Annotated in this window: 19 protein-coding genes and 1 pseudogene; 8 read left to right on the top strand and 12 right to left on the bottom strand. The window is 70.2% G+C overall.

Annotation, left to right across the window (positions count from 1 at the left end):
• Nucleotides 1–14: 14 nt before the first annotated feature.
• Complete coding sequence (locus ACFZCY_RS10710) at nucleotides 15–956, bottom strand: aldo/keto reductase (RefSeq protein ID WP_391171077.1); 942 nt, start codon at nucleotides 954–956, stop codon at nucleotides 15–17.
• Between the two features lie 46 nt (nucleotides 957–1,002).
• On the opposite strand from ACFZCY_RS10710, the gene ACFZCY_RS10705 reads away from it, so the two are divergent.
• The 3 genes from ACFZCY_RS10705 (at nucleotide 1,003) to ACFZCY_RS10695 (ending at nucleotide 4,277) form a co-directional block, all read left to right on the top strand.
• Nucleotides 1,003–2,454, top strand: coding sequence for an aminotransferase class I/II-fold pyridoxal phosphate-dependent enzyme (locus ACFZCY_RS10705; protein ID WP_391171075.1), 1,452 nt, complete (start codon nucleotides 1,003–1,005; stop codon nucleotides 2,452–2,454).
• 100 nt (nucleotides 2,455–2,554) lie between these two features.
• The gene (locus ACFZCY_RS10700; protein ID WP_391171073.1) at nucleotides 2,555–3,469 is read left to right on the top strand and encodes an alpha/beta fold hydrolase; all 915 of its coding nucleotides are present in this window, start codon (nucleotides 2,555–2,557) and stop codon (nucleotides 3,467–3,469) included.
• Nucleotides 3,470–3,509: 40 nt separating this feature from the next.
• Nucleotides 3,510–4,277, top strand: a complete 768-nt coding sequence (locus ACFZCY_RS10695) for a MerR family DNA-binding transcriptional regulator (protein ID WP_391171071.1) — start codon at nucleotides 3,510–3,512, stop codon at nucleotides 4,275–4,277.
• A 27-nt stretch (nucleotides 4,278–4,304) separates the two neighbouring features.
• Here the strand turns inward: ACFZCY_RS10695 and ACFZCY_RS10690 are convergent, their stop codons facing one another.
• The gene (locus ACFZCY_RS10690; protein ID WP_391171069.1) at nucleotides 4,305–5,174 is read right to left on the bottom strand and encodes an alpha/beta fold hydrolase; all 870 of its coding nucleotides are present in this window, start codon (nucleotides 5,172–5,174) and stop codon (nucleotides 4,305–4,307) included.
• A gap of 85 nt (nucleotides 5,175–5,259) precedes the next feature.
• Here ACFZCY_RS10690 and ACFZCY_RS10685 point away from each other — a divergent pair, with 85 nt between their 5' ends.
• On the top strand, nucleotides 5,260–5,775 hold the full coding sequence (locus tag ACFZCY_RS10685) for a CGNR zinc finger domain-containing protein (RefSeq protein WP_391171067.1): 516 nt from the start codon (nucleotides 5,260–5,262) through the stop codon (nucleotides 5,773–5,775).
• A gap of 37 nt (nucleotides 5,776–5,812) precedes the next feature.
• On the opposite strand, the gene ACFZCY_RS10680 is transcribed toward ACFZCY_RS10685, so the two are convergent.
• Nucleotides 5,813–6,649 carry an alpha/beta fold hydrolase gene (locus ACFZCY_RS10680; RefSeq protein WP_391171065.1) on the bottom strand — a complete coding sequence of 279 codons (837 nt, stop codon included), beginning with the start codon at nucleotides 6,647–6,649 and terminating at the stop codon, nucleotides 5,813–5,815.
• A 116-nt stretch (nucleotides 6,650–6,765) separates the two neighbouring features.
• Here ACFZCY_RS10680 and ACFZCY_RS10675 point away from each other — a divergent pair, with 116 nt between their 5' ends.
• Nucleotides 6,766–7,155 (top strand): winged helix-turn-helix transcriptional regulator, encoded by a 390-nt coding sequence (locus tag ACFZCY_RS10675; RefSeq protein ID WP_391171063.1) that lies wholly within the window; start codon nucleotides 6,766–6,768, stop codon nucleotides 7,153–7,155.
• 133 nt (nucleotides 7,156–7,288) lie between these two features.
• Here ACFZCY_RS10675 and ACFZCY_RS10670 read toward each other — a convergent pair whose 3' ends face one another.
• Nucleotides 7,289–7,594, bottom strand: a complete 306-nt coding sequence (locus ACFZCY_RS10670) for a hypothetical protein (RefSeq protein ID WP_391171061.1) — start codon at nucleotides 7,592–7,594, stop codon at nucleotides 7,289–7,291.
• 354 nt (nucleotides 7,595–7,948) lie between these two features.
• Nucleotides 7,949–8,722, bottom strand: coding sequence for a VWA domain-containing protein (locus tag ACFZCY_RS10665; protein ID WP_391171058.1), 774 nt, complete (start codon nucleotides 8,720–8,722; stop codon nucleotides 7,949–7,951).
• Between the two features lie 5 nt (nucleotides 8,723–8,727).
• Here ACFZCY_RS10665 and ACFZCY_RS10660 point away from each other — a divergent pair.
• A pseudogene (locus tag ACFZCY_RS10660) lies at nucleotides 8,728–9,084 on the top strand (helix-turn-helix domain-containing protein); the annotation flags it as partial.
• Nucleotides 9,085–10,125: 1,041 nt separating this feature from the next.
• Nucleotides 10,126–10,644: an NUDIX domain-containing protein gene (locus ACFZCY_RS10655; protein ID WP_391172112.1), complete on the top strand. Its 519-nt coding sequence runs from the start codon at nucleotides 10,126–10,128 to the stop codon at nucleotides 10,642–10,644.
• 100 nt (nucleotides 10,645–10,744) lie between these two features.
• Here the strand turns inward: ACFZCY_RS10655 and ACFZCY_RS10650 are convergent, their stop codons facing one another.
• From ACFZCY_RS10650 to ACFZCY_RS10620, 7 genes are all read right to left on the bottom strand, one after another.
• On the bottom strand, nucleotides 10,745–11,056 hold the full coding sequence (locus ACFZCY_RS10650) for a helix-turn-helix domain-containing protein (protein ID WP_391171056.1): 312 nt from the start codon (nucleotides 11,054–11,056) through the stop codon (nucleotides 10,745–10,747).
• A 49-nt stretch (nucleotides 11,057–11,105) separates the two neighbouring features.
• Nucleotides 11,106–11,597: a GNAT family N-acetyltransferase gene (locus tag ACFZCY_RS10645; protein WP_391171054.1), complete on the bottom strand. Its 492-nt coding sequence runs from the start codon at nucleotides 11,595–11,597 to the stop codon at nucleotides 11,106–11,108.
• A 127-nt stretch (nucleotides 11,598–11,724) separates the two neighbouring features.
• Nucleotides 11,725–11,952 carry a hypothetical protein gene (locus tag ACFZCY_RS10640; protein WP_391171052.1) on the bottom strand — a complete coding sequence of 76 codons (228 nt, stop codon included), beginning with the start codon at nucleotides 11,950–11,952 and terminating at the stop codon, nucleotides 11,725–11,727.
• Nucleotides 11,949–12,302: a DUF6247 family protein gene (locus tag ACFZCY_RS10635; protein ID WP_391171050.1), complete on the bottom strand. Its 354-nt coding sequence runs from the start codon at nucleotides 12,300–12,302 to the stop codon at nucleotides 11,949–11,951. Before ACFZCY_RS10635 ends, ACFZCY_RS10640 begins: the two co-directional genes overlap by 4 nt.
• Nucleotides 12,303–12,499: 197 nt before the next feature.
• Entirely contained in the window at nucleotides 12,500–13,630 is a 1,131-nt protein-coding gene (locus tag ACFZCY_RS10630) for a phospholipase effector Tle1 domain-containing protein (protein WP_391171048.1), read from the bottom strand.
• A 139-nt stretch (nucleotides 13,631–13,769) separates the two neighbouring features.
• Nucleotides 13,770–14,429: a peptide-methionine (S)-S-oxide reductase MsrA gene (msrA, locus tag ACFZCY_RS10625; RefSeq protein ID WP_391171046.1), complete on the bottom strand. Its 660-nt coding sequence runs from the start codon at nucleotides 14,427–14,429 to the stop codon at nucleotides 13,770–13,772.
• A gap of 75 nt (nucleotides 14,430–14,504) precedes the next feature.
• Nucleotides 14,505–15,602, bottom strand: coding sequence for a hypothetical protein (locus ACFZCY_RS10620; protein WP_391171044.1), 1,098 nt, complete (start codon nucleotides 15,600–15,602; stop codon nucleotides 14,505–14,507).
• A 102-nt stretch (nucleotides 15,603–15,704) separates the two neighbouring features.
• Between ACFZCY_RS10620 and ACFZCY_RS10615 the strand changes: the two genes are divergently transcribed.
• Nucleotides 15,705–16,856 carry a cystathionine gamma-synthase gene (locus ACFZCY_RS10615; protein WP_391171042.1) on the top strand — a complete coding sequence of 384 codons (1,152 nt, stop codon included), beginning with the start codon at nucleotides 15,705–15,707 and terminating at the stop codon, nucleotides 16,854–16,856.

Raw genomic sequence — 16,856 nt, 5'->3', positions numbered from 1 at the left:
TTTTTCGGCGGGTGTCACACCACCGAATCCAGGCGTTCGCGCTGCTCCGCGGTCAGCTCCAGCGACACCCCCGCCAGCGCCTCGTCCAGCTGCTCGACCGTGCTGACGCCGACGATCGGCGTGGCGGCCGGGGTGCCTCCGGTCAGCCACGCCAGCACCACCCGGTTGCGGTTCGTGCCGGTCTCGGCGGCGACCTCGTCGAGCGCGGCGAGGCGGCGGGCGGTGCCGGGGTGGTCGTACTCCGCCGGAAGCGGCCGGTCCGGGCGGGTGTAGCGGCCGTTCAGCAGCGGGGTGTACGCCCACAGCGCGACATCGGGGTGATGCTCCAGGTAGTGCAGCACCTCGTCGCCGACCACGCCGAACCGGTGCCTCACCAGGGGATGGGCACCGGGGCGCGATCGCAGGTACGTGTGGTGCTGCTGCACCGCCGTGAAGCCCGCGCCGCCGTGGTCCCGCGCGATCCGCCGGGCCCGTTCCAGCTGCCAGACGGGGTAGTTGGAGCAGCCGAGGCGGCCGACCGTGCCCGCGGCGACCAGCTCGCCGAAGGCGGCGACCGTCTCGTCCGGCGGCGTGGCTTCATCGGGCTTGTGCGCCCAGTACAGCTCGACGTGGTCCGTACCGAGGCGCCGGAGGCTGCCCTCGATCCCGCGCTTGATCACCCCGGCCGACAGGCCCTCGGCCGTCTCCGGGAAGCGTCCGGCCTCGGTCGGCTCGCAGCCCACCTTGGTGCTGATCCTGACGCGGTCACGGACGCCCGGGCGGCTCGCCAGCCAGCGCCCCAGCACCGTCTCGCTCTGCCCGCCGAAACCGGTCGGGTCCGACCAGAACGCGTAGCAGTTGGCGGTGTCGATCCAGACGCCCCCGGCGTCCACGAAACGGTCCAGGATCTCGAACGACCGACGCTCGTCCTGAACCGTGCCGAACAGCATGGCGCCCAGCGCCAGATTGGTCATCATGCCGATCACGGTAGGCCGATTCGGATCGGCGGTACGCTCCAATCTTGTGGCGATTTCCCAGACCAATTCCCCAACCAATTTCGCGTGGGCGACGCTGCTGGAGGTCGACGCTCCGGAGCCCGGCCGACGCGGGAGCCGCCTGCATGATCGCCTCGCCCGCGCGCTGCGCACCGCGATCCGCGACGGTCGGCTGACGGAGGGCGCCGCCGTGCCGCCGAGCCGGGCGCTCGCCGAGGAACTGGGCTGCTCCCGCTGGGTCGTGACGGAGGCGTACGGGCAGCTCATCGCGGAGGGCTACCTCGCCGCCCGGGTGGGTTCCGCCACCCGCGTCTCGTGGTCACCGGACACCGCGCCGCCACGGCCTCACACGCGGCCCGTACCGGCGCCGTCACCGGTCCGGTACGACCTCGCGCCCGGCCTGCCCGACCTGCGGGCCTTCCCGCGCCGCCGCTGGGCGGAGGCCGTCCGGTCCGTCACCGGCTCGGCCGTCCACTACGACCTCGGCCTGCCCGACCCCGCAGGGCACCCGGTGCTGCGTACGACCGTCGCGCAGTACCTGCGCCGCTCGCGCGGCGCGGACGCGCACCCCGCCGCCGTATCCGTCTGCGCGGGCGTCACGGACGGGCTGGTCCGCACCTGCCGGGCCCTGCGCGCCGAGGGGATCGACGACCTGGCCGTGGAACACCCCGGCTGGGGGCGGCTGCGCGACGCCGCGACGAGCGTCGGCCTGCGTCTGTACCCGGTGCCCGTGGACCACGACGGCCTCCGCGTCGACGACCTCGCCCGTACCCCGGCCCGGGCCGTGATCGTCGGCGCGGCACACCAGTTCCCCACCGGCACGGTGCTGTCCCCGGCCCGCCGGGCCCGCCTGGTGCGCTGGGCCCGCGAGGTGGACGGCTACGTCATCGAGGACGACTACGACGCCGAGTTCCGCTACGACCACCACCCGGTCGCCGTCATGCAGGGCATGGACCCGAGCCGGGTCTTCCTCCTCGGCTCGGTCAGCAAGACGTTGTCCCCGGCCCTCGGCCTGGGCTGGCTGGTCGCGCCCGCCGCGACGACCCCGGCGCTGCGGGCGGCCAACCCCGTCGCCGCCGCGCCCCCGGTCCTCGACCAACTCGCGCTCGCCACCTTCATCGACCGCGGCTGGTACGACGCCCACCTCCGCGCCGCCCGCCGCCGCTTCCGTGGCCGCCGCGACCTGCTGGTCCGTACCCTCGGCGCCGAGCTGCCGCAGGCCCGCGTCTCCGGCACGGCCGCCGGCCTGCACATCCTGCTGCACCTGCCGTCCGGCACCGACACCCCCCGTACGGTCCGCACCGCGGCCGCCGCCGGTCTGCGCGTGGCGGACCTCGACGACTACCGCGTGACGGATTCGGCGGACCGCGCGCTCGTCCTCGGCTACGGAAACATCGGCGACACCGAGATCCCGGCGGCCGTCGCGCTCCTGCGCGAAGCGCTGGCGGCGCGTACCGGTGTCCGAGCCATGGACGCCTGATCCACGGACCCGCGGCGGCGCGGGCCGTTGCGGACGCGATTCGGGGACCACGACGGAAGGGCTTGACCCTGTCCCTGCGTCAGGGTTGGAGCCTTGCCGCATGACGAACAACAGCACTTCCCCGGCTCGGCCCGCTCCGCCGATCGGAGAGTTCCAGGAGATCGACGGCCGCCGCCTCTTCGTGCAACGGTCGGGCAGCGGCGGACCGGCCGTCGTGTTCCTGCCGGGCGCCGGCGCGGTCGGCCTGGACTATCTCGGTGTCCAGCAGCAGGTCTCGCAGTTCACCACCGCCGTCCTGTACGACCGCGGCGGCACCGGCTACAGCGATCCCCTCCCGCTGCCGCGCACCGCCGCCGCGGTCGCCACGGAACTGCGCGAACTGCTGCGCGCCCAGAACCTCGCCGCCCCGTACGTCCTGGCGGCGCACTCCCTCGGCGGCGCCTACGCGCATCGCTTCGCGCAGCTGTACCCGCAGGACGTGGCCGGGCTGGTCTGGCTGGACGCCCTCCACCGCGACTGGGACGACTTCATGCCTCCCGCGGCCGCTCTGGCCGCGACCGAGCGAATGGCACCTGATCTGGAACAGCTCACACGGATGCGCCCGGCCCTGCGCGAGATGTTCGCCCAACTGCTCGTCGACTACCCGGAGCACATACGGCAGGCGCTGCTCGACGCCAAGATGAGTGACCAATGGACCCGCGTCGGCATCGCCGAGCGCACCAAGGTGGCCGAACTCGCCACCGAACTGCGCGCCGGGCCGGACATCCCCGACGTCCCGGTAGTCGCTCTCTCCGTGGTGGGCACCGACCCCGCCCAGCGGGCCGTGACGCCGGAGCAGACCCTGCGGGAGATGCAGGACGGCAGGACGAGGATGGACGCGGCCCTGGTGAGCGCGGTCTCGTACGGGGAACACCGCGTCCTCTCCGACACCCTCCACCACCGGCTCTGCTTCGACCGTCCCGATGCCGTGGTCCAGGCGATCCGCGACGTCGTCGACCGGGTCCTTCGCCCCTAGACTCGGGGCACGGCCACGCCCGACGAAGCGGAGGTGAACGGTGCTGACGATCGGCCGGCTCGCGGCAACCGCCGGTGTGACCGTGCGCACCGTTCGCCACTACCACCACATCGGCCTGTTGCCCGAGCCCGAGCGCGATGCCTCCGGCTACCGCCGCTACGGCGCGCAAGCGGCGGTCGACCTCATCCGGATCAGGACCCTCGCCGACGCCGGTGTTCCGCTGGCCCGTATCGACGCGCTGCTGCACGCACAGCCGGACGAATTCGCCGCGGCCATCACCGACATCGACGCCGCGTTGCGGCACAAGATCGACCAGCTCACCGAATACCGCCGCCGGATCACCCAACTGGCAAGCGGCGAAACGCTCGTCCTGCCCCCTGACGTGGTCGCCCTCCTGAACCGGATGCGTGGTCTCGGGATCAGCGAACTGAGGGTACGACTCGAACGCGACGCGTGGATCCTGATGCGGGCACTGAACCCGCACGCCATGCCGCAGCGGATACGGGAGAAGAACGCCGGCTTCGACGACCCCGAGACGACGCGCCTGTATCTCGCCTGCGATCAATCGGTCGACTGGGATCCGCACGATCCACGCCTGGACCGGCTCATCGACGACCTGGACGCCTGGGAGATCACACACGAACGGGACAGCGGCCGCCCCGGGCTCCAGAAGCTGGTCTCCTCCCGGATCGCCGAGGCATCACCGGCGTGGCGACGCATCCTCGAAGTGCTCGCCCACCGCGCCGAGCAGCGCCGGACCGCCGGGCGCGGCAGTGAAGCCGGGGCCCTGGTCACGTCCGACAGCTGACGCACGCACGCGTCACCCGAGGGGTGCCTACTCGCCGTGCACCCGCTCGCGAAAGGCGAGGATCGCCTGTGTGACGTCGTCGAGATGCGTTTCCAGCAGGAAATGCCCGCCGTCGAGGAGAAGGATCTCGGCATCGGGCGCGTCGCGGCGGAAGGCCTCCGCACCCGCGGGAGCGAAGATCTCGTCGTTACGGCCCCAGACCGCGAGAACCGGCACGCGGCGGGAGCGCAGCCACTCGTGCACGGCCGGGTACAGGGCACGGTTGGTGGCGTAGTCGCCGAACAGGGCGAGCTGCGCGCGGTCCACTCCCGGACGGGCGAGCAGGGCCAGGTCGTGCTCCCAGGCGTCGGGGTCGACCAGGCTGCGGTCGGCCACCCCGTGGGTGTACTGCCACTCGACGGCCTCGCGCCCGAGGGCGGGCCGCAGCTCCGCCTCGTGCTCAGCGCTGGGATCGGCCCCATAGGCCCAGACCGGCGCCCAGAATTCCGGTACGAAGCCCTCCTCGTAGGCGTTGCCGTTCTGCGAGACGACGGCGACCACGGCATCCGGATCCGCCAGCGCGAGCCGCCAGCCGACGGGCGCCCCGTAGTCCTGGACGTAGATCGCGTAGCGGTCGACGTCGATCTTGGCCAGGAAGCGGCGGGTGACCTCGGCGAGCGCGTCGAAGGTGTAGGCGAACTCGTCGACGCTCGGCGCCGACGACCTCCCGAAACCGATGTGGTCGGGCGCGATCACCCGGTAGGGGCCGGCCAGGGCCGGGATGAGGTGACGGAACATGTGCGAGCTGGTCGGGTACCCGTGCAGCAGCAACAGGACCGGAGCATCCGCCGGGCCGGCCTCGCGGTAGAAGACCGTCAGCCCGTCGACCTCGACGGTGCGGTGATGAACAGCGACCATGAAGATAACCTCTTAAATCAATTTAACTGGTTAGGCTATGGTGAGTGTGCGTGCCCCGGATGCGCTTGTCAAGGAGGAGCCGGAGATGGTCGAAGGCGAGGAGCTGCTGCTCGCGGTGCTCAACAGCGCTCCGGTGATCGACGGCAAGCCCACGGACGCACTGGAACCGGCAGACGAAGCACCGCGCTGGCTCCGCGCGCTGGGAGGGCGCGGAACGACGGCCGAGCGCGAAGCGGTGCGCGACGTGCGCGACGCTCTGCACCGGCTGATCCGCGGGGTCTCCACCGATGTGGATGCCCTCAACGCCGTCCTTCGGCATGCCCGCTTGTGTCCCACGGCCACGAGCGAGGGCGTTCAGTGGCAGCTCGAAGCAGCGAGTGATCAAAAACTGGCCGTCCAGGTCGTCCTCGCGTGGTCGACGGTCTGCGAAGAACTACCGGGCAGGCTGCGGCCCTGCGCGAACGAGGAATGCAACCTGTTCCTCGTCGACCACAGCCGCCCCGGCACGGCACGCTGGTGCTCCATGGCCGCATGCGGCAACCGGATGAAGGCCCGCAGTCACGCGCGAAGGCGACGTACCGGCGAGACGGCCCCCGGGTGATCCGAGACCGCCGCCGGACGTCAGCATGGGCCGCCGCTCAGCGATGACCGGCGAGGAAGGGCCGAAGCAGGCCGAGCAGGGCGTCGGGGCGGTGCAGCGGGATGATGTGGCCGCAGTCTTCCAGGAGATGTCCGGTGAGGTCGTCGGCGATCGGACGGAGCTGGCGTTCCAGCGCCGTGCCCACGGGGTGTGAGCCGATGGCCATCGTGGGCATCGTCAGCCGCGTGGCGGCGACGGCCTGCTCGATCTGCGCGGCGGTCTCGGGCAGGGCCCGGTAGTGCGCGAACGCGCAGCGCAGGGCCTCACGTCCGGTGTAGGCGGCGACGAACGCGTCCCGCGCCCACGCGGGCACGCCGGAGCCGAGGGTGCCCGCGTTGAGGAACCAGTCGATGTAGGCGGCCTCGTTGCCCTCCACCACGGTTTCCGCGAGCCCCGGAACGGCGTGGAAGCCGAACCACCACGGCGCGCCATCGGCGAGGAAGTCCTCGGCCCCGGGCAGGCGGCCGACCAGGGCCTCCATGACGACGAGTCGCCGTACCAGCCCGGGGCGGCGCATCGCGAGGAGGAAGGCGGGCGGGGTGCCCGCGTCGATCCCCAGCACGGCGGCCGAGCCCACCCCCAACGCCTCCAGCAGGGCCGCGGCGTCCTCGGCCAGGGCCATCGCGTCGTATCCCGCCCGGGCCCGGGTGCTCGCGCCGAGCCCGCGCAGGTCCGGTGCGATGACGCGGTAGCGGCCCGACAGGTCCGCCATCACAGGGCTCCACAGCTCCCAGGTGTGCGGGAAGCCGTGCAGCAGCAGGACATCCGGCCCCGATCCGGCCAGGGCGACGTTCAGTTCGATGCCGTTGACAGGAATGCGGCACAGCTCAGGCATGGGGAACTCCGGGAGAGCAGATAACTCATGGTGACCAGCAAACGCTGGGAAACTAGCCTGGACGTTCCAACGGCACGTTCCAAGACGGCACTTTCCCCACAGGTGGTGAGCCCCAGGTGACCACGTCGAAGCGCGGCGATCTGTTCAGCCCGCTCTGCCCGACCCGGCAGCTGCTCGACCGGATCGGCACCAAATGGACCTCGCTGACGGTGAAGGTCCTGGCCGAATCGGCCCCGGACGAGGTGCGCTTCGCGGAACTGCGGCGCCGTATACCGGGCATCTCGCAGAAGATGCTCTCCGCCACCCTCCAGAGCCTCGTCCGCGACGGCCTGGTCGCCCGCCGGGTCGAACCGACGGTGCCACCCCGCGTGCACTACCAGCTCACCGCGCTGGGCCACTCCCTGGACGGCCCGCTGGATGCCCTGCGTACGTGGGCGGAGCAGCACATGGCAGAAATCGACCGCAACAACCACCACGCCGACGGCCTGCCGCCCGAGCCCGAATGACCGGGCGGGTGGGTTCCGTAGCAGGGCGCTGCTCACCGGCCCCGCTCCGGTGAGCAGCACCGACCTCAATACCGTTCCCGCCCGCCCGGACCAGCCTCGATGCGCCACTCGGATTGGGCGGGACGGTCCGCGCTCATCCGTCTGCCCCCTTATCGTCGGCCACGGGAAGCCGCCTGCCGCGGCTCTCCGCGACCCGGAGCGCGTCGTACAGCGCCTCGACCAGACGATTCGCGAGAAAACGAAGTTCCCCGGCTTCCGCTTTGGGGTTGCCGAGCAGTACGCGAGCGTGGCCCAGGAGTTCAGCACCCATGCGGAGCTGCACGGCCTCCATCTCGTCGGCGAGCCGCGACAGATACCCCTTGCCGTCCTCGCTGGGGACCAGGTACCACGGCTTGCCGGCCTCCCCGCTCCACGGCAGCAGACGCGGTTGTGTACTCACCGGATCACCACCATCCCGTGCGGAGCGCACAGCAGTTCCACGCGCGGGCGATGCCGCTGCGACGGGGTATCCACGCGGCTCACCGGAGGACTTGGCCGGACCACGCGTCGGCGCCCCAGACCGGGGAGCAATGACCACAGCAGCCGCCACCACACGGTGTGGTGGATATGGTTTGGCACGTTGACGCTCCTCTGGCAGCGTTGACCACGCCCCGGGCCGTTCGCGCGGTCGCGGGGGTCTTGCGTGTGCCAACTGTGCTGCGGAGTAACGGCGCTGCCTTCCCATCGCTGGCTATACCCCTCATGGGGAGACTGGCTTGTAGGGCCGGTTCGGGAAGTCAGTCAGCCACGGTTCTCACTTCTTCAGGATGCCGGCAGAGCGAGCCGAGGTCAGCCACAGTGGGAACTCATGGAGCAAGTGATCGTAGAGCTTGGCGTCGGAGAGGGCCTTAGGCGACGGTCCAGCGGCAAAAAACCCGGCGTTGTCGACAACACGCCGATCCGGCACCGGCAGGTCGTCGAGCTTGCGCAGGAACCGGAATTCGTCGTTGCCGAACCCGACGAACTGCCAGAATATCGGCAGCCTCGCGGCCGTGCACAGTACGTGCTCGGCGGCGGTTTTGGACGTGGGGGAACCATCGGTCTGGAAGACGACAAACGCCGGTTCTTCGGCTCCACATGACTGGTAGTGGTCAATGACGGCCTGCATGGCCACGTGGTAATTGGTGCGCCCCATGTGCCCCATGGAGTCGTGCATGGGGTTGATTCGGTCGTGGTACGCGTCGAGACGTATCTCGGCGGTTCCGTCGATCTCCGTCGAGAAGAAGACGACGGGCACGACTCCGTCGTCGTCCAGGTTGGCGGCCAAGGCGAGGGTCTGCTCTGCCAAGTGCTGTACGGACCCGTCGCGGTAGTACGGGCGCATACTCCCGGAACGGTCCAGGACCAGGTACACGGCGGCACGCTGCCCACCAACCTGGTGCTTGGCCAAGGAGACCGCAGCCGTCTTGTAGAGGCTGACCAACTCCGGAGCCTGGGCAGTGACCTTCTCCAGGCTTATCCCCGGAGCGGGCATCTTGGGGCGCTTGCGGTAGTCGACTTTAGGAGGTTTGCGATAGTCGATGGCCATACTCGATGATTGTTCCTCAATCGACTCGTCTGGGTCACCCTTTTGGTTGGCGCGCCTCGATACCGTGCCGCGATAGCAACGAGTGGCAGTCGCGGACATCCCGCGCTGGGTACACTCGGTGCGATCTGGTCACCCTGCCGGAACGACTGCTCGCCCGCGAGGACGTGCGCGCGGCGCTCCTGCATCATGACTTCGGCGCGTTCTTTGCGCTCGCCCGCAAATGGTCCGGCATCAGCTACATGCGGATCGCCGACGCATGCGATATGAAGCCTGAGCGCGTTGGGAAGCTCGCCCGTGGCGAAGGTCGCGTGACGAGCGTGGAGAAGATGGAACAGATCGCTGATGGGCTGCGCGTCCCGGGTGGGTTGATGCGTCTGGCTCCGCGTCCGTGGGAGGGACGTGAGCCGCGGCGAGCGTCCGACGCTGCCCGAGTTGAGCGTACGCAAGCCCTACCGTGCTCGGAAGTATCCCCGGACCTGGCCGCGGTGAGGTCATTCCGGGCCGCGGACCGGCAACTGGGCGGCGGTCATCTGTACGCCTCAGTCCTCCACTATCTCCATCACAAGATGGGTCCACGAATCTTCGGTGGCGAGACGGGCCATGACTCCGGTGGGACGTTCCAGGCGGCAGCCTCGCTCACGGAAATGGCCGGATGGATGGCTCATGACACTGGGCATAATCAACGGGCCGACGACCACTTCACCAAGGCTCTCTCGCTGGCGAAGGCTGGAGGGGATCAGGCCTTGTGCGCGAACATCATGGCCAGCATGAGTCATCTCGCCTTACAGACGGGGCACCTGGACAAGGCTGGTTCTCTGGCGAGAGCGGGACGCGATCACGCAACCTGTGGGGTCCGTCTCCCCACGCTGATTGCGAGACTGCATGCCATGGAGGCGCGAGCGCTCGCCCAGGTCGGGGACGGCGACGGCGCCCGGCGATCGCTGGCCGTGGCGCAGAAGGAGATCGACAAGATGCCGGACGCCCAGCCATCTCCTTGGATCAGCTCGTTCGACGCCCCGGCACTGGCGAGTGAGACGGCGCTGGCCTTGCAGGATGCGGGCCGCTTGTCCGCCGCCGTGGAAGCGGCGGAAGAGGCAATTGCTCTCCGCTCCGGCGACCGCGCGAGGAGCCGCGTATTCAGCCAGATCACCTTGGCGCTGATCCGTACGCGGCAGGGTGAGCCGGAGGCCGCGTGTGAGGTTGGCCGTGGGCTCCTCGGCGATTGCGGAACACTCGGGTCGTTGCGGATTTCTCAGCAACTCGACGTTCTGGCAGATGCCTTGGCCCGCCATCGTGCGGAACCGATCGTGAGGGACTTCGGACTGTTTGGCAGCGACGAAGCGGCAACGGGCGCTCATCCTGGCCGGACTCGGCGCCCCTCCCACCAACGGAGGCACTGCCATATGACCACGCGCCCCCAGCCAGGGACCGCCGAATGGGACGCCTACCTGGCGGAAGGGAATGCCAAGCAGGCACGCAAGCGCGTATCGGCCGACGTTCTCCTGCGTGACGCCACCGGGCGCCTGCTGGTGGTCAAGCCGACGTACAAAGAGGCATGGGATCTGCCCGGCGGGATGGCCGAGGCGAACGAGTCACCCGCGGACGCGGCACGACGCGAACTGAGCGAAGAGCTTGGCCTTGCCATCGAGCTGCGAGGGCTCCTGTGTGTCGACTGGGTCGCGCCTCACGGTCCCTGGGACGACCAACTCGCGTTCGTGTTCGACGGAGGCACGCTCACATCCGGGCAGGCCAGCGGCTTGTATCCGCGCGATCACGAACTCTCGGCCTGCGACTTCGTCTCCCCGGACGACGCCCTGACCATGCTCCCGTGCCGCACCCGCCGCCGGGCCGCCCAAGCCCTCCGGGCCCTGGCCGAGCAGCGGCCCGCGTATCTGGAGAACGGTGAACGCTCCGTCCCGTGACGGCATTCGTCCCTGGACGCGGCGACGTCAACCGTCAGCGGCGCCAGTCGGTGCTCACCGCAGCGGGAGGCCGAGGGCGGCGTGTGCATCGTCCAGCTGGTCAAGCGGCGTGCGGCACGAATGAGACGCGGGTCTCTTCCGTATCGATCGACACATCCAGCGCCGCGTCCAGCGCCTTGGCCAAGGCGCGCAGGAGCGGCAGGGCAGGAGCGGTGCCGCCGCCTTCGAGGCGGTCGATCTCATCCACGGTCAGGCCGGTGCGCTCGGCGAGCAGGGCTTGGCTGATGCCGAGGGCCGCACGGCGGTCGTAGACGGCCTGCCCGAGGGCGATGGCGGCGCCTGCCTCTACGTACGTCGAATTGGCTCGGTGCTCCTCAGGGACCGTCCATGAGGTGTAATAACCCCTGCTCACGGTGACTCCTCGAACGTCCGGTGGTGGGGCGTCTGCGCGGCGGTGTGGGTCAGGCGTCCAGGCCGTGATACATGACGTGCAGCCCGACCGGCCCCAGCGCCGGATGCCGGAACGCGCCCGGGACGGTGCCGATGATGGCGAACCCGAGTCGCTCGTACAGCTTGAGAGCGGGCGTGTTCGAAGCTGCGACCGCGTTGAACTGCACACCCGCGAAACCGCAGGCCGAGGCCCAGTTGAGCAGATACTCACCCAGCGCTTGACCGACACCTTGGCCGCGTGCCTCGGATGCCACCATGAAGTTGCCGCTGGCGATGTGGGCACCGGGGCCGGGCCGGTTGGGGTACATGTTCGAGGTGCCGAGCACGCGCTGGCCTTCCACGGCCACCACGACATGTCCCGGAGGCGGTACCACCCACATGTCGTGTGCCTGTGCCTCGGTCTGGAGAGGGTCATAGCAGAACGTGTCCGCCTTGCGGACAATCTGCTCGATGATCGGCCAGACCTGCGGCCAGTCATGCTCCTCGAACGCCCGAATTTTCATCCGTCATACGCTAGCGACGGCGTTCGGCCCGTTCGACCGAATTCTTCTGCGGCGAATCAGCGGACACTCGGGGACACCGACACCGTCTAGATGTTTTGGAACGGTGGCATGATGCGGACGATCACGATCAGTCGGTCGGTGCAACCAGGAAGAAGAAATAGCCGCCCGCCGCGTCCATGCGGCGCATCCCTCCTGGCCGAGGGCCGTTGCCGTAGTCGCTGACATCGACACCCATACCGGCCAGGTCGACCAGTTGCCCGGCGAGGCGCTCCACTTCGGTCACCACATGAGCGGGGATGCCGCCTGTCACATGAGCGTGATCGGGGTCGTACTCCCAGCGCCAGTCGGTGCTCACCGCGGCGCGAGGCCGAGCGCGGCGTGCGCGTCGTCCAGGATTTTGCCAATGGCGGACGCGGCGCGTCGGGCCTGTGTCGCGTCGCCGGTCTCGGCCGCGTCCTCCCAGCGACGGAACTCCTTCGCGAGGCTCGGTTGCCGCTGAATGTGGACGTAGACGGCCCACTGGGCGATGAACCGCTGGAGCGGGGAAAGGTCGGAAGCCTGGCGGGACTGGTCGGCGGCCTGATCCAGCTCCTGCGTGAAGGCTGGCAGGGCCGCGGGGGCGATTTGCGCGACGGCCTGGCGAAGGGCCGTGACAGTGGCAGGCGGCTCGGGGATGAGTGGCTGCCCAGTGGCGGAGGTGGTCATTGCTGCTCCCATGGGCGAGATTCTGATCCCTGGGAGCAGCCTATCGAGCGCGAGCGCGAGCCCGATCGCATCGCCCGAACGAGTGAGGGCGCGGTGCTGCTCAGCGCGCGAAAGGTACCCGTCCTACGTGAACTGCCTACCGGTCCGTCCCCGTGAGCAGCGCGTGCAGCGTCGCCGAGACTTCCGAGCCGCCCGGGTCACATCGGTCCGGCAGGCGCTCGATGCGAGTCGGGAGCGGTCAGGGGCACCGGTTCGAGGTGTACTCGTCCCTGCGCGAGATAGTGGTCGAGTTCGGGCGGCCGGTAGGACGTGTCCTCGTCGTGGCGTATGCGAGCGGTTTCCGAGAGGTACTCGCACCCGTCGGCGCGACCCGACGTGTCCGCGGACTGTCCAATGGGCCGGTGCCACGGCCGGTCCATGAGGTAGAGGCCGGTGCGTGAGTTGTGCATCGTGCCCATGATGTCGGGCCGCACAGGGAAGCCCATGGCGCGCGGCGTGGTCTCGCCGAGGACCTCGGGGTCGAACTCCAGCCCGTGACGGCGAGCCTGGCGGACCATCCACAGCAGGGTGATGTCGGACAGGGCCGTCTCGCTGTAGCCGCCGCCGACGTCGCTGTGCACTCCGGCGAACCACACCTGCTTCAGTTCCTGGCCGTTGTCGTCGGCGCCGGGCTGCTGGTGCCACAGCGTCGGGATGAACGGTGTGCGCTGCTCGTCGATGGCCAGTGCGTGGAAGGCCCCCTTCACCCAGCTGCTCAGTTCGGTGTCGTGGAACGCCCACCGACGGTTGACCGAGGCCACGACCGGCTTGAGCCACCGGGGACCCGGAACCGGGATGCCGAGGGTACCGACCGTGTCCCACACTCCGATGAAGCGGATCTCCGTCTCGTACGCGTACGCCTGGCGGAACAGGGTGGCGGCAGTGCCGGCCGGCTTCTCGATCCGGTCGCGGTACAGGGCCCACGCCTCCTTGATCCGGTGGGCGTTCTCCCGGCGCAGGATGCCGGAGTTGCGCACCAGACCGGCCAGGCTGCGGGCGGTGAAGGCCCCCCGGCTGAAGCCGAACAGATACAGCTGGTCACCGGGCTCGTAGGCGTCGACGAGGAAGCGGTAGGCGTCCAGGACGTTGCTGGACAACCCCATGCCGAACGCGCCGCCGCGCAGGCGCTCCCACCGGCGTGTGCCGACACCGCGCCCGTAGTACACGCGCTGCTCCACGCCGTCCGCCCGCGGCCGGACGGCCAGGGCGACCTTGGTGACGTTCGTCTTGTTGGGCTGGTCGGCGAGGTCCCACGTGCCGTCGCAGCACAGGACCAGATTCTTGGCCATGGCAGCTCCCTCCGGGGAGGAACAGCGACCGCGCATCATGCGCCGGGTCTACCGGCCGACAGACGTGGTTCGATGGTCGCACCACTCCGCCGGCCCCGCCATTCGCCGAAGCCGGCCCTCAGCTGGGTGGCATTGCCGCTCAGCCGTCCGCCCGGGCCACGCCGATCGGGCAGGAGACGCCCGTGCCGCCGATGCCGCAGTAGCCCGCGGGGTTCTTGTCCAGGTACTGCTGGTGGTACGGCTCGGCCGGGTAGAAGGGGCCGGCGGGGAGGATCTCGGTGGCGATCTCGCCGTAGCCCGAGCCGGTCAGGACGGACTGGTAGGCGGCGCGGGAGGACTCGGCCTCGGACTGCTGCTCCGGGGAGTGGGTGTAGATGGCCGAGCGGTACTGGGTGCCGACGTCGTTGCCCTGGCGGAAGTGCTGGGTGGGGTCGTGGGACTCCCAGAAGAGCTTCAGGAGGGCGCCGTACGAGGTGACCTCGGGGTCGAAGACGACGCGGACGGCCTCGGTGTGGGCGGTGAGGCCGCTGCAGACCTCTTCGTACGTGGGGTTCTCGGTGTGGCCGCCCTGGTAGCCGACCAGGGTGGTCCAGACGCCGGGGGCCTGCCAGAAGACGCGCTCGGCGCCCCAGAAGCAGCCGAGGCCGAAGTCGGCGACGACCAGGCCCCGCGGGTACGGGCCGGTGAGCGGGTTGCCGAGGACGGTGTGGCGGTCGGGGACCGTGAAGCCCGGTTCGGGGCGGCCCTTCAGCGCCTCCTCGGGGGTCGGGAGGTGGTTCTCGCGGCGGCTGAACAGCATGGGAAGGGCTCCTTCAGGAGTACGGCGACTCATTAGTACAACGGGCGCGGGCGGCGCCGAATTCCGTGGGGCCGCTCACTTCGGGAGGGTCGCAGGCGAGCCGCCGCGGCCCTCCCAGCCGGCCACCGCCAGCGCCCGGTAGACGGCGTACTCGGCCGCCGGGTCCGCCCCGTACGACCAGGGCACCGCGCCCACGTGGCCGTCCACGTGGCGCAGCTGCTCCATGGCGTCCGCGTACCGCTCGGAGCGGACCAGGAACCAGACCAGCAGATGGCGGACGTGGGGGAGGACCGGGTGGTCGGCGGGGGCCTGGCGGACGGCGTACAGGGCGCCCTCGACCGCCTTGGTGACCACGTCGCTCTGGTAGAGGCTGCGGACGAGGTTGACCTCGGGCAGGTGCTCGAAGACGCCGAAGAGGGGGAGGGCGGGCAGGAGGCTCTTGTCGGGGGCGGACCCTGCGGCGGCGTGGGTGAAGGCGTCGGCGCGGTCCTGGGAGCCGTGCCACTTCTCGCACCAGTAGTGGAGGGCGGCGAGATGGGCGCCCATGTGGTGCGGGGCGCGGTCGGTGACCTTGGTCCACAGCTCCTCGAAGTCGGCCTGCCGGTAGGGGAGTCCGCGGGCGACGCCGAGTTCGACGATGTACGGAACGGGGTCGTCCGGGGCCAGCCGCGCCGCCTCGTGGCAGACGTCCCGGGCCTCCTCCAGGATCATGCGGAAGTCCTGCGAGGACGGGTCGAGCAGCGCCTGGCGGACCAGGAACTCCGCCTGCACGGCGGCCGCACCCGGGTCCTCGGGGGCGGCGACGCGCCAGGTGCGCAGCCACATCCCGCCCCGCCCCGGGGCCTGGGCGAGTTCGTACGCGGCGGCTCCGGCGAGCGTCTGGACGCGCTGCCAGCGCAGTTCGGAGGTCGCCTCGGTGAGCGCGAGCAGCCGGGAGGCGGGCTGCCAGTCCTGGTGGGCCTGGACCTCCTCCAGCGCCTCGATGAGCTGGTGGTCGGGGCCGGGCAGCCGTACGTCCAGCTGTTCGCGCGGTACGAAGCCGTACTCGCCCGGGTCCGTGGCGCGCATCGCGCCCCGCAGGGTCTCGCGGCCGCCGCGCCTGCGCCGCAGCGCGGGCAGCACGATCAGCCCGCCGATCATGACGACGGCGATGAGGAAGATCAGAAGCTCCATGAGGTGTCCCCGTGTGAAGTCCCGTGACGGCTTGTGGTCCAGCCTATGCGCCCCGGCGGCGGTTGAATCCTGGACCGCGCGTCGCGCGTTACGCTCGGGCCCATGACCGACCAGCACCCTCACAGCTTCGAGACGCTCGCCATCCATGCGGGCCAGGAGGCGGACCCGCTCACCGGCGCCGTCGTTCCGCCGATCTACCAGGTCTCCACCTACAAGCAGGACGGGGTGGGCGGCCTGCGCGGCGGCTATGAGTACAGCCGTTCCGCCAACCCCACCCGTACCGCCCTGGAGGAGAACCTGGCGGCCCTGGAGGGAGGCCGCCGCGGGCTCGCCTTCGCCTCCGGCCTCGCCGCCGAGGACTGCCTGCTGCGCACGCTGCTGGTGCCCGGCGACCACGTGGTCATCCCGAACGACGCGTACGGCGGTACGTTCCGGCTCTTCGCCAAGGTCGTGGAGCGCTGGGGCGTGGAGTGGTCGGTCGCCGACACCTCCGACCCGGCGGCGGTACGGGCCGCGCTGCGCCCCCGTACGAAGGTGATCTGGGTCGAGACGCCGAGCAACCCGCTGCTCGGCATCACCGACATCGCCGCCGTCGCCGACGTCGCCCGCACCGCGGGGGCCCGGCTGGTGGTGGACAACACCTTCGCCAGCCCCTATCTGCAGCAGCCGCTGGCGCTCGGCGCGGATGTCGTCGTGCACTCCACCACCAAGTACATGGGCGGCCACTCGGACGTCGTCGGCGGCGCGCTGGTCGTCTCCGACCCGGGCCTCGGCGACGAACTCGCCTTCCACCAGAACGCGATGGGCGCCGTCGCCGCCCCCTTCGACTCCTGGCTGGTGCTGCGCGGCATCAAGACGCTCGGGGTACGGATGGACCGGCACAGCGCGAACGCCACGCGTGTCGCGGAGCTGCTCACCGCCCACCCCAAGGTGACCGAGGTCTTCTACCCGGGGCTGCCCGGGCACGCGGGCCACGAGGTCGCGGCCAAGCAGATGCGGGGCTTCGGCGGCATGGTGTCCTTCCGGGTCACCGGCGGTGAGGAGGCGGCGGTCGAGGTCTGCAACCGGGCCAAGCTCTTCACGCTCGGCGAGTCGCTGGGCGGCGTCGAATCGCTGATCGAGCACCCGGGGCGGATGACGCACGCCTCGGCGGCCGGTTCGGCGCTGGAGGTGCCGGCGGATCTCGTACGGCTGTCCGTGGGCATCGAGTCCATCGACGACCTGCTGGGGGATCTGACCCAGGCGCTCGCCTGA

Origin of the sequence: Streptomyces sp. NPDC007983 (genome assembly GCF_042958345.1) — a bacterium.
Taxonomy (GTDB): domain Bacteria; phylum Actinomycetota; class Actinomycetes; order Streptomycetales; family Streptomycetaceae; genus Streptomyces.
The sequence above is the reverse complement of the archived record's forward strand: the minus strand, read 5'-3'. Positions and strand labels throughout refer to the sequence as shown.

What these genes read in the sequence shown, in the direction of transcription:
- ACFZCY_RS10680 (WP_391171065.1), bottom strand. Translation starts at nt 6,649, where the DNA reads ATGCCTGAGCTGTGCCGCATTCCTGTCAACGGCATCGAACTGAACGTC.
- ACFZCY_RS10655 (WP_391172112.1), top strand. Translation starts at nt 10,126, where the DNA reads ATGACCACGCGCCCCCAGCCAGGGACCGCCGAATGGGACGCCTACCTG.
- msrA (WP_391171046.1), bottom strand. Translation starts at nt 14,429, where the DNA reads ATGCTGTTCAGCCGCCGCGAGAACCACCTCCCGACCCCCGAGGAGGCG.
- ACFZCY_RS10710 (WP_391171077.1), bottom strand. Translation starts at nt 956, where the DNA reads ATGATGACCAATCTGGCGCTGGGCGCCATGCTGTTCGGCACGGTTCAG.
- ACFZCY_RS10700 (WP_391171073.1), top strand. Translation starts at nt 2,555, where the DNA reads ATGACGAACAACAGCACTTCCCCGGCTCGGCCCGCTCCGCCGATCGGA.
- ACFZCY_RS10685 (WP_391171067.1), top strand. Translation starts at nt 5,260, where the DNA reads ATGGTCGAAGGCGAGGAGCTGCTGCTCGCGGTGCTCAACAGCGCTCCG.
- ACFZCY_RS10635 (WP_391171050.1), bottom strand. Translation starts at nt 12,302, where the DNA reads ATGACCACCTCCGCCACTGGGCAGCCACTCATCCCCGAGCCGCCTGCC.
- ACFZCY_RS10615 (WP_391171042.1), top strand. Translation starts at nt 15,705, where the DNA reads ATGACCGACCAGCACCCTCACAGCTTCGAGACGCTCGCCATCCATGCG.
- ACFZCY_RS10620 (WP_391171044.1), bottom strand. Translation starts at nt 15,602, where the DNA reads ATGGAGCTTCTGATCTTCCTCATCGCCGTCGTCATGATCGGCGGGCTG.
- ACFZCY_RS10665 (WP_391171058.1), bottom strand. Translation starts at nt 8,722, where the DNA reads ATGGCCATCGACTATCGCAAACCTCCTAAAGTCGACTACCGCAAGCGC.
- ACFZCY_RS10690 (WP_391171069.1), bottom strand. Translation starts at nt 5,174, where the DNA reads ATGGTCGCTGTTCATCACCGCACCGTCGAGGTCGACGGGCTGACGGTC.
- ACFZCY_RS10630 (WP_391171048.1), bottom strand. Translation starts at nt 13,630, where the DNA reads ATGGCCAAGAATCTGGTCCTGTGCTGCGACGGCACGTGGGACCTCGCC.
- ACFZCY_RS10645 (WP_391171054.1), bottom strand. Translation starts at nt 11,597, where the DNA reads ATGAAAATTCGGGCGTTCGAGGAGCATGACTGGCCGCAGGTCTGGCCG.